This window comes from Ideonella sp. B508-1 (assembly GCF_000333615.1).
GTDB lineage: Bacteria > Pseudomonadota > Gammaproteobacteria > Burkholderiales > Burkholderiaceae_C > Ideonella.
Genome location: NZ_BADL01000255.1, coordinates 1 through 10,851 on the forward strand (window position 1 = coordinate 1; position 10,851 = coordinate 10,851).

Annotated in this window: 11 protein-coding genes; 1 reads left to right on the forward strand and 10 read right to left on the reverse strand. The window is 68.3% G+C overall.

Annotation, left to right across the window (positions count from 1 at the left end; all coding sequences use genetic code 11):
- On the forward strand, positions 1 to 1,404 hold a 1,404-nt coding region (locus I73_RS27315), incomplete at its 5' end, for a ribonuclease E/G (protein WP_306304230.1).
- A gap of 662 nt (positions 1,405 to 2,066) precedes the next feature.
- Here the strand turns inward: I73_RS27315 and I73_RS10520 are convergent.
- The 10 genes from I73_RS10520 to lepA all read right to left on the reverse strand — a co-directional run bounded on the left by I73_RS10520 (position 2,067) and on the right by lepA (position 10,365).
- Positions 2,067 to 2,276, reverse strand: a complete 210-nt coding sequence (locus I73_RS10520; RefSeq protein WP_022980567.1) for a hypothetical protein — start codon at positions 2,274 to 2,276, stop codon at positions 2,067 to 2,069.
- A 36-nt stretch (positions 2,277 to 2,312) separates the two neighbouring features.
- On the reverse strand, positions 2,313 to 3,377 hold the full coding sequence (gene nagZ / locus I73_RS10525; RefSeq protein WP_022980568.1) for a beta-N-acetylhexosaminidase: 1,065 nt from the start codon (positions 3,375 to 3,377) through the stop codon (positions 2,313 to 2,315).
- Entirely contained in the window at positions 3,374 to 3,793 is a 420-nt protein-coding gene (acpS, locus tag I73_RS10530) for a holo-ACP synthase (RefSeq protein ID WP_022980569.1), read from the reverse strand. Before acpS ends, nagZ begins: the two co-directional genes overlap by 4 nt.
- A 2-nt stretch (positions 3,794 to 3,795) precedes the next feature.
- A complete protein-coding gene (locus I73_RS10535; RefSeq protein ID WP_022980570.1) occupies positions 3,796 to 4,587 on the reverse strand; it encodes a pyridoxine 5'-phosphate synthase in 792 nt (263 codons plus the stop codon).
- Entirely contained in the window at positions 4,584 to 5,390 is an 807-nt protein-coding gene (gene recO / locus I73_RS27320) for a DNA repair protein RecO (protein WP_022980571.1), read from the reverse strand. Before recO ends, I73_RS10535 begins: the two co-directional genes overlap by 4 nt.
- Positions 5,391 to 5,421: 31 nt before the next feature.
- On the reverse strand, positions 5,422 to 6,360 hold the full coding sequence (gene era / locus I73_RS10545; protein WP_022980572.1) for a GTPase Era: 939 nt from the start codon (positions 6,358 to 6,360) through the stop codon (positions 5,422 to 5,424).
- Between the two features lie 100 nt (positions 6,361 to 6,460).
- On the reverse strand, positions 6,461 to 7,171 hold the full coding sequence (rnc, locus tag I73_RS10550) for a ribonuclease III (protein WP_022980573.1): 711 nt from the start codon (positions 7,169 to 7,171) through the stop codon (positions 6,461 to 6,463).
- 12 nt (positions 7,172 to 7,183) lie between these two features.
- Complete coding sequence (locus I73_RS10555) at positions 7,184 to 7,570, reverse strand: DUF4845 domain-containing protein (protein ID WP_022980574.1); 387 nt, start codon at positions 7,568 to 7,570, stop codon at positions 7,184 to 7,186.
- A gap of 10 nt (positions 7,571 to 7,580) precedes the next feature.
- The gene (gene lepB, locus I73_RS10560) at positions 7,581 to 8,549 is read right to left on the reverse strand and encodes a signal peptidase I (RefSeq protein ID WP_026096571.1); all 969 of its coding nucleotides are present in this window, start codon (positions 8,547 to 8,549) and stop codon (positions 7,581 to 7,583) included.
- 7 nt (positions 8,550 to 8,556) lie between these two features.
- A complete protein-coding gene (lepA, locus tag I73_RS10565; RefSeq protein WP_022980576.1) occupies positions 8,557 to 10,365 on the reverse strand; it encodes a translation elongation factor 4 in 1,809 nt (602 codons plus the stop codon).
- Between the last annotated feature and the right edge of the window lie 486 nt (positions 10,366 to 10,851).

Sequence of the window (10,851 nt, forward strand, 5' to 3'; positions counted from 1 at the left end):
GCCGCCGGTGACCTGCCCTCGGGCGGCGCCATCGTGATCGACCACACCCAGGCCCTGGTGGCCGTGGACGTGAACTCGGCGCGCGCCACCCGCGGTGGCGACATCGAGGAAACCGCCACCCGCACCAACCTGGAAGCCGCCGACGAAATCGCCCGCCAGTGCCGCCTGCGTGACCTGGGCGGCCTGATCGTGGTCGACTTCATCGACATGGAGGAGAGCAAGAACCGCCGCGACGTCGAGCAGCGTCTGAAGGACGCCCTGCGCTTCGACCGCGCCCGCGTGCAGTTCAGCTCCATCTCCAAGTTCGGCCTGCTGGAACTGAGCCGCCAGCGCCTGCGCCCGGCCCTGTCCGAAGGCAGCCACATCACCTGCCCGCGCTGCAACGGCACCGGCCACATCCGCGACACCGAATCCTCGGCGCTGCAGATCCTGCGCATCATCCAGGAAGAGGCGCTGAAGGAAAACACCGCCGCCGTGCACGTGCAGGTGCCGGTGGAAGTGACCTCCTTCCTGCTCAACGAGAAGCGCCAGGAGATCAGCAAGATCGAGCTCAAGCAGCGCATCACCGTGCTGCTGGTGCCCAACAAGCACCTGGACACGCCCAACTACAAACTCGAGCGCCTGCGCCACGACGACCCGCGCCTGGAGAACCTGCAGGCCAGCTACACCATGGTGCAGGAGACCGACGAAGAGGTCTCCATCTCGCGCCGCGAGAAGGCCAAGCCCAAGCAGGAGCCGGTGATCAAGGGCGTGCTGCCCGACCAGCCGGCTCCGGTGGCACCGCCGCCCGCCCCCACGCCGGCACCGGCCCCGGCCGCTGCGGCAGCACCTGCACCGGCGGCGGCCCCCAGCGGCGGCGGTTTCTTCGGCTGGCTCAAGAAGCTGTTCGGCACCGAGCCGGCCCCGGCTCCTGTCACCAAGGCCGAGCCCACCCCCACCCCGGCAGGCAAGACCGAAGGTGGCGAACGCGGTGGCCGCAATGGTGGCAATCGCCGGGACCGTGGCGAACGCGGTGAGCGCGGTGAGCGTGGCAACCGTGGCGAGGCCGGTGGCCGCAACGGCGGCCAGCGTGCCGAGGGCGGCCGTGGCGAAGGCGGCAACAAACCGCGCCGCGAGGACAACCGCGGCGAGCGCGGTGACCGTGGAGAACGTGCCGAGCGCGGCGAACGTGGCGGCCGCGGTGAAGGCCGCCGCAACGCCCCCGAGCGCGTCGAGGCCCTGGACACCGGCGCGCAGGAACGCAAGCCGCGCACCGAGCTGGAAGTGCGGGCCACGCCCTGGTCGACCAGGTCGAGGGTGGAGAGGCTGAAGGCGCTCTGGCCGATGCCGAGCGCAACGGGGGCCGCCGCCGCCGCCGCCGTGGTGGCCGTGGCCCCGATGGCGAGCGCACCGAGGGCGAATTGAGTCAGGGCGCCGAAGGCGCGGTCGAGGGCGAAGCCCCGGCTGAAGCCACCGCCGCCGACCCCACGGACCAGCTGACCACCGCCGCCTCCGATGCGCCGGCCGCCGAGCCGGTCGAAGGCGAACGTGAAGGCCGTGGCCGTCGCAACCGCCGCNCCCGCCGCGAGCAGGCCGACACCCCGGACGAAGGCAGCCAGGCCATGCCGGCCGCGCCGCTGGGCGAAGAGACCGCTGCCGCGGCCCCCAGCGTGGTGGCCGAAGCCCCGGCCCCGGTGGAAGCTGAAGCTTCCGCCGCGCCGGTCGCAGCGCCGGCTCCGGCCGCCGCCGCCCCAGTGGTGGTGCCGACCTACACCCTGGCCCTGGACGAGCTCAACGCCATCGCGGCGGGCGCCGGCCTGAGCTGGGTGAACTCCGACGCCGAGAAGGTGCGTGTGGTCCAGCAAGCCATCGCCGCCGAACCCAAGCCGGTCCATGTGCCGCGCGAACGGCCGCCGGTGGTGGTGCTGGACGAAGGCCCGCTGGTGCTGGTCGAGACCCGCAAGGACCTCAGCCAGGTCACCCTGCCCTTCGACGCCCCCCAGTCCTGAGCGCCACACGGCGCCCCCAATGAAAACGGCCCCGCGGGGCCGTTTTTTCATGGGGACCGTCAGATAGGGCGGCGAGCCTCAGGGCGCCGTCGGCCGCCCCGCCCCCACGCTGCCCTCGGCGCGGGCCGACAGATCGACATACAGGTCGGCGATGTGGGCCGTGACCACCGGCTCGCCACCCCAGGCCGGCATGGTCAGCAGGCCCTGGCGGCGGGTCACCACCTCGTCCACCAGCGCGCTGCGATCGGCCTGCTGCGGCGGCAGCCCCCAGTCGTAGCGGTTGAGCATCAGGCCAATGCCCTGTCAGATGAAAGCATGGGACGCTCAGCCCTGCAGACGCTCCAGCGCGCGCTGGTAGGCCGGCGACATCATCAGTTCATCCCAGGGCAGGGGTTCGGTCTGCGGCAGCAGCGCCAGGCGGCGCTGTTCCGACAGGGGCTCCGGCGCCCATTGCTCCTGGGCCTCGGCCTGCATCAGTCCGTCGAGCAGCTCATCCACCGGCCGGCCGCCCTCCACCTGGGACTGGTTGCACAGCAGCACCAGGTCGCAGCCGGCCTGCAGCGCCGCGACACCGGCCTCGGTGGCGCTGACCGGTCGGCCTTCGATGAAGCGGGCGCCTTCCATGCTCAGATCGTCGCTGAAGATGGCACCCTCGAAACCCAGTTGGTGGCGCAGGATGTCCTGCAGCCAGACCGGCGAGAAGCCGGCCGGCCGCGCGTCGACCTTGGGGTAGATCACATGGGCGGGCATCACGCTGGTCAGGGCCCCGCCCAGCCAGGCGTAGGGCTGCGCGTCCTCGGCCAGGATGGCCTTGCGCGAGCGCTTGTCCACCGGCACCGCAACATGGCTGTCGGCCTTGACGAAACCATGGCCGGGGAAGTGCTTGCCGCAGTTGGCCATGCCGGCCAGCAGCAGGCCATGCATGACGCTCTTGGCCAGCAGGGTCACCACCCGGGCGTCGCGGTGGAAGGCCCGGTCGCCGATCACGCCGCTCTCGCCGTGGTCCAGGTCCAGCACGGGGGTGAAGCTGAGGTCCACGCCGCAGGCACGCAGCTCGCTGGCCAGCACGAAGCCGGCCGCCGTGGCGGCCTCGGTGGCGACCATCGCATCCTGCATCCAGCGCTCGCCGTAGTGGCGCATCGGTGGCAGATGGGTGAAGCCATCGGTGCGCAGGCGCTGCACCCGGCCGCCCTCATGGTCGATGCAAACCAGCAGGTCTTCACGGATGGCCTTGATCTCCGCAATCAATGCGGTGAGCTGCGCCCGGTGCTGCCAGTTGCGGGTGAAGAGGATCAGCCCGCCGGTCAGCGGATGGGCCAGGCGGCGGCGGTCGTCCGCGGTCAGCGCGGTGCCGGCGATGTCGAGGATGACGGGGCTGTGGTGGTTCATGGGGAAGGGGACGCCGGAGCGTCGGCAAGGGTTTCCACGACGACGAAGCTGACCACGTAGTCGGTCTCGTCGCTGAGGGTGACATGAGCGCGCCAGCCGCGCGCCGCAAACCACTCGGCCAGTTCCTCCGACAGGTGGACAAAGGGCTGACCGCTGGGGTGATTGAGGATCTCGCAGGAGCGCCAGGTCATGGGCATGCGCATGCCCAGACCGATGGCCTTGGAAAAGGACTCCTTGGCCGAGAAGCGGCTGGCCAGATAAGCCAGCCCACGGCTTTCTGCCCGGGCGCGCCGGACCTGGAAGACCTGCCATTCCGCCGGCCCCAGCACCTTCTGGGCGAAGCGGTCGCCCTTGCGGGCCAGCACCCCGGCAATGCGGCGCAGGTCGCAGATGTCGGTACCGATGCCGACGACCATGCTCAGGCCCTGCCCTGCACCTGGCGGATGCAGGCCAGATAGGCCCGCACCGTGGCGTCGTAGCCCAGCTCCAGCGCGTCGGCGATCAGGGCGTGGCCGATGGAGACCTCCTGCACGCCCGGCACCAGACGCAGGAAGTCCGCCAGGTTGTCGCGGCTCAGGTCGTGGCCGGCGTTGACGCCCAGGCCGGCGGCCAGCGCGGCCTGACCGGCGGCCGCGAAACGGGCCCCGACCTCGTCCTGCCGGGGCGTGCCCCAGGCCGCCGCCCAGCTCTCGGTGTAGAGCTCGACCCGGTCGGCGCCGAGCGCTGCGGCATGGGCCATGGCCTCGGGCAGCGGGTCCATGAAGAGGCTGACCCGCACGCCCAGCGCATGACATTCGTCGATCAGCGGCTTCAGGACCGGGGCATCGGCCGGCAGGTTCCAGCCGTGGTCGGAGGTGAACTGGCCCACCGTGTCGGGCACGAAGGTGGCCTGGTGGGGCCGCACCGCGCGGATGAAGTCCATCAGGTTGTGCAGGGGGTTGCCCTCGATGTTGTATTCCACCGCTGGCCAAACCTTGAGCAACTCGGCCAGCTCGTGCACATCGCTGCCGCGGATGTGGCGCTCGTCCGGCCGCGGATGCACCGTGATGCCCTGGGCACCGGCCTTCAGCACGATGTCGGCAGCCCGCGTCACGCTGGGGATGCCCAGGTGGCGGGTGTTGCGCAGCAGCGCGACCTTGTTGAGGTTGACCGACAGAGCGGTGCCGGCGCCGGAATGGCCACCGGCTTCGGGAGCGACAAGCGGGTTCATGGTGTGGTCGGCGAGGAGGACGCCAATGGGAGGGGCGCGTCCATCAGCTGCTGCGCGTCGATCATCACGTCGCGCGTGCGCAGCCGGGGCGAGCCCAGATGATAGTGAAGCAGGCCGCGCAGGGTCGTCTTGAGCGCGGGCAAGGCCTGGGCGCACAGGGTCTGCAGTTCGACCAGCGCGCCATGGTCCAGGGCCTGCTGCAGGGCCGCCCAGCGGGCGCCGGGCAGCGCGGCCTCGCCCTGCTGCCAGGCCACCAGGCCCAGTTCGGGCCGCAACTGGTAGGGGGCGTCGGCCGCCACAGCCAGGCCGGAGGCGGTCTGTTCGTCCAACTGCGGCAGCAGGCCGATCTCGCGCAGCAGCACGATCTCGAAGGCCCGCAGCGCGGCCTGGGTCAGGGTGTCGTCGGCCGCGCCCAGCGCAGGCAGCGTGGCGGCGTAGGCGTCGAACAGCAGCGGGTGCGGGTCGTGCCGGGCCAGCAGCTTCATCAGCAGCTCATTGAGGTAGAAGCCGCTGAACAGGGCCGCGCCGCCCAGCATGGGCTGGCCACCGGCCCATTCGGCGCTGCGCAAGGTGAGGATGTCGGCGGTCTCGTCCTTGGCCGGCCGGCTGGCCACCACCTGCAGGCGCTGGAAAGGCAGCAGCACCGGGCGCAGCTGCGAGTAGGGCCGCTTGGCCCCCTTGGCCGCCACGGTGATGCGGCCCTGGTCGCGGCTGAAGAGGTCCAGGATCAGGCTGGACTCGCTCCAGTCGTAGCGGTGCAGCACATAGGCCGGCGCAGGGGCCGTGGCGCGACGGGAGGACATGCCGATGCGGTGGGGGCCGGGGCCGGCGCGCTCACTCGTAGCCGTAGCTGCGCAGGTGTTCCTCGGTGGCGGCCCAGCCGGAACGCACCTTGACGAAGAGCTCCAGGAAGACCTTGGCCTCCATCAGGCGCTCCAGCTCCTGCCGGGCTTCGGTGCCGATGCGCTTCAGGCGCTCTCCCTTCTCGCCAATGATCATGCCCTTGTGGGCATCGCGCTCGACCACGATGGTGGCCGCGATGCGGCGCAAGGCGCCCTCCTCGTCCCATTTGTCGATCACGACGGTGGAGGTGTAGGGCAGCTCATCGCCGGTCAGGCGGAAGAGCTTCTCGCGGATGATCTCGCTGGCCAGGAACTTCTCGCTGCGGTCGGTCAGCGCATCCTCGTCGTAGAACCATTCCTGCTCTGGCAGATAGGGCTTGAGGATGGCGAAGAGCCGGTCGACATCGGCCTGCTTCTGCGCCGACATGGGCACGAACTCGGCAAAAGCGTGGCGCTCCTGCATGCTCTTGAGCCAGGGCAGCAGATCGGCCCGGCGCTGCACGGTGTCCAGCTTGTTGGCAATCAGCACGCAGGGCTTGCCCTCGGGGATCAGCGCCAGCACCTTGGCGTCGTCCATGCCGAAGCGGCCGGCTTCCACCAGGAACAGCACGATGTCCACATCCGACAGCGTCGACTGCACCGTGCGGTTGAGGGTGCGGTTGAGCGGGTTGGCGTGCTTGACCTGGAAGCCCGGGGTGTCCACGAACACAAACTGCGCCTCGTCCACCGTGCGCACGCCGGTGATGCGGTGGCGGGTGGTCTGCGCCTTCTTGGACGTGATGCTGATCTTCTGCCCCACCAGGGCGTTCATCAGGGTGGACTTGCCCACGTTGGGGCGCCCGACGATGGCGATCAGGCCACAGCGGGTGGGCTGGCCATCGACTTCGGACGGCGGCAGGGAAAAAGGCTGGTCAGGTTCCACGTTGGACATTGTGCGGCGAAATGGGTGGGCGCGGGGCGCGCATCAGCGCCACCGGCGGGATTCAAAGGGGTCGGCAGGCCCCGCGGCGGGCCTGCGCGCAGGGGTGACGTCAGTCGCGGGCGCCGGGGCGCACGCCTTCCTCGGTCTGCAGGAGGGCCAGCATCTTCTGGGCGGCCTCCTGCTCGGCGGCGCGGCGGGAGCGGCCTTCGCCGGTCTGTGCCTTGCCCAGGCTGGGCACGGCACATTCGACCTCGAAGGTCTGGGCATGGGCCTGCCCCCGGGTGGCCAGGATGCGGTAGGACGGCACCGGCAGGCGGCGGCCCTGCAGCCATTCCTGGAGTTCGGTCTTGGCGTCCTTGCGCCAGCTCTCGGCGGTGGTGGAGGTGATGACCTCGCCGAACAGCTGCTGAACCAGGGCCTGCGCAGCCTCCAGCCCACCGTCCAGGTAGACGGCGCCGATCACCGCTTCCATGGCATCGGCCAGGATGGAGGCGCGCTGGGCGCCCCCGCCCTTGGCCTCGCCCTCGGACATGCGCAGCACCTCGGGCAGGTGCAGTTGCAGGGCGGCCTTGTGCAGGCTGTCCTCCCGCACCAGGTGCGCCCGCACGCGGGTCAGATCCCCTTCGTCGGAATCACCGAAGCGATCGAAGAGCAGACGGGAGACCGCCAGGCTGAGCACGGCGTCACCCAGGAATTCGAGGCGCTCGTTGTGCTCCGCGCCGTGGCTGCGGTGCGTGAGGGCGCGCCGCAGCAACTCGGGCCGCGCAAAGCGGTGGCCCAGCCGCTGCTGCAGCAGTTCATCACGTCCCGGCGCGCTCATCTGGGCCGTTCCTCAGCGGTTGCCACCGCGGTACTTGATCAGCAGGAAGACCGGCGAGAACAGCTCGATCTCCTTGTCGTAGGCGAAGCTGATCTTCACATGGTCACCGCTGCTGTCCACTTCCAGGTCGTTCGGCCCGATGGAGCTGATCGAGTACTCGATGTCCTTCTGGGCTTCGAAGGCCTTGCGGATTTCCGGCAGGGTGCTGACCCCGGAGTCGGCGATCTTCTGCACGGCCCGCTGGATGGTCAAGTACTCGTTGATCGAGGGAAACACCTTCATGGCCAGCAAGGCCAGCATCCCGATCAGCACGGCCCAGAACAGCATGCCGAGCAGCGACAGACCCCGTTGGCGGTCAGCGGCAGTGACGGAATGGTGGGACCTGGTGCGGATCGCCATGGGGTTCACCTCATTGGAAGCCGCCGATGCGGCCAGGGTTGCGGAAGTTCATCCAGACGAAGAAGGCCTTGCCCACGATGTTCTCGTCCGGCACGAAGCCCCAGTATCGCGAATCTTCCGAGTTGTCCCGGTTGTCACCCATCATGAAGTAGTGACCCGCGGGAACCTTGCAGACGAAACCCTCGATGCTGTAGCGGCAGTTCTCGCGGAAGGGGAACTGGCGCGGTGCATCCACATTGAAGGGCAGCAACTGCGGGCGGCGCTGGATGCGGTGCTCCACCGGCCCGATCTTCTCCGAGAACTGCGACATGTAGCGCATGCTCTCGTCGTCGTAGGCATCACCCAGGGCCTGGGTGGGCACCGGCTGGCCATTGATCTTGAGCTGGGCATTCAGGTAGGACACCTCGTCGCCCGGCACGCCGACCACCCGCTTGATGTAGTCCAGGCGCGGATCCACCGGGTAGCGGAACACCACCACGTCGCCGCGGGCCACATCGTGGTTGGCGATGATCTTCTTGTCGATCACCGGCAGGCGGATGCCGTAGTGGAATTTGTTCACCAGGATCAGGTCGCCCACCTGCAGCGTCGGAATCATCGAGCCCGAGGGGATCTTGAAGGGCTCGAAGAGGAACGAGCGCATCACGAAGACGACGATGATCACCGGGAACAGGCCGGCGGTCCAATCCAGCCACCAGGGCTGGCGCAGCAACTGCTCGCGGGCCGCGGCGATGTCGCCGTCGACCTTGTCGATGCCCAGCTTGGACAGCTCGGCACGGCGCGCGGCATCCTGGGTCTCCAGCGTGCGGGCGGCCGCCTCACGCCGGGGTTTGAAGCGCCACTTCTCGGCCACCCAGTAGAGGCCGGTGACCACGGAGAGGATGAAGAGCAGCAGCGCGAAGTTGCCGAACCACAGATCCAGATACCAACCGCCCAGGTAGACGATCAGGGCGCCGTACAGCACGGCGGTCAATGCACTCATGGGGGTGTCAGTCATCCACTTGGAGAATGGCGAGGAACGCTTCCTGCGGCACCTCGACGGTACCGATCTGCTTCATGCGCTTCTTGCCGGCCTTCTGTTTTTCGAGCAGCTTGCGCTTGCGGGTGATGTCGCCGCCGTAGCATTTTGCCAGCACGTTCTTGCGCAGCGCCTTGATGTTCTCGCGCGCGATGATGTTCGCGCCGATGGCGGCCTGGATGGCCACGTCGTACATCTGACGCGGGATCTGCTCACGCATCTTGGCGGCCACCGCGCGGCCGCGGTAGGCGCTCTGGCTGCGGTGCACGATCATGGCCAGCGGGTCGACGCGGTCGCCGTTGATCAGGATGTCCACCTTCACCACGTCGGCGGCGCGGTATTCCTTGAACTCGTAGTCCATGGAGGCGTAGCCGCGCGAGACGGACTTCAGCTTGTCGAAGAAGTCCAGCACGATCTCGGCCAGCGGCAGCTCGTAGGTCAGCATGACTTGCTTGCCGTGGTAGGCCATGTTGAGCTGCACGCCACGCTTCTGGTTGCACAGCGTCATCACCACGCCCACATAGTCCTGTGGCATGTAGAGGTGCACCGTGACGATGGGCTCGCGGATCTCCCGGATGCGGCCCTGGTCCGGCATCTTGGAGGGGTTCTCCACCTCGATGACCTCGCCGTCGCCCAGTTCCACCTCGTAGACCACGCTGGGGGCGGTGGTCACCAGGTCCTGGTCGAACTCGCGCTCCAGACGCTCCTGCACGATTTCCATGTGCAGCAGGCCCAGGAAACCGCAGCGGAAGCCGAAGCCCAGCGCCTGCGAGACTTCCGGCTCGAAACGCAGCGAGCTGTCGTTGAGCTTGAGCTTCTCCAGCGCGTCGCGCAGCTGGTCGTACTCGCTGGCCTCGCTGGGGTACAGGCCGGCGAACACCTGCGGCTGGATTTCCTTGAAGCCCGGCAGGGCCTCGGTGGCCGGGCCGGCGTTGTTGGGCAGCTTCTTCTCGAGCGTGACGGTGTCGCCCACCTTGGCGGCGGCCAGCTCCTTGATGCCGCAGATGATGAAGCCCACCTCACCGGCCCGCAGGGCGTCCCGGTTCTCGCTCTTGGGCGTGAACACACCCAGGTGCTCGATCGGGTAGACCGCGTTGGTGGCCATCATGCGGATGCGCTCACCCTTGCCCAACTGGCCATCGACCATGCGCACCAGCATCACGACGCCGACGTAGTTGTCGAACCAGGCATCGATCACCATGGCCCGCGGCGGACCGCCGGCATCGCCCTTGGGCGGCGGCATGCGGGCGACCACGGCCTCCAGGATGTCGTCGATGCCCAGACCCGTCTTGGCCGAACAGGGAATGGCCTCGGACGCATCGATCCCGATCACGTCCTCGATCTCTTCCTTGGCCCGGTCCGGGTCGGCCTGGGGCAGGTCCATCTTGTTCAGGACCGGAATCACCTCCACGCCCAGGTCCAGCGCGGTGTAGCAGTTGGCCACGGTCTGGGCCTCGACACCCTGCGAGGCGTCCACCACCAGCAGCGCACCTTCGCAGGCGGACAGGGAGCGGCTGACTTCATACGAGAAGTCCACGTGCCCCGGCGTGTCGATCAGGTTCAGGTTGTAGACCTTGCCGTCCCGGGCCTTGTACTGCAGCGAGGCGGTCTGTGCCTTGATCGTGATGCCGCGCTCGCGCTCGATGTCCATCGAGTCGAGCACCTGGGCTTCCATCTCGCGGTCACTCAGGCCACCGCAACGCTGGATCAGACGGTCCGCCAGCGTGCTCTTGCCGTGGTCGATGTGGGCAATGATGGAGAAATTTCGGATGTGGTCCATGCGGTGAGAAATTCGGCGATGGGCCGTCGGAAGGGCCTGGTGTCAGGAGGCCAGGACGATGGCAGTGTGGGTCGAGGCGAGGGCTGTCTGGCGCCCCCGCCCGGGTCGGATGTCGGCAGGCGCGGCGTGGGCACAGCAGCTAAAAAAAAGGCACGTCCAAAGAGGAGACGCGCCTTCCAACAAAACGTATGGCAACTGCTTGTTGGGCTTCCATTGTAGCCAAAAGGCCCTTCCCGCAATGCCCCGATGTGGCAGGAAAGCGGCTTGGGGCCGCCTTCCACATCGAAGTTATCAACAGTTTATTCACAGTTCCGAGGGGAAACTGCGGGTCCAGGCATCAGCCCGGGCCCCCGCAACTTTCGCCCTGTGGAAAAACCCTTTACCGCACTCAACCAAGGTACCTCACCGCCTCAGCGAACACCGGGCTGGACGATGACATAGTTGACCCATTCACCGCGCCGGACCAGCAGGGTGACCCGCTGCCTC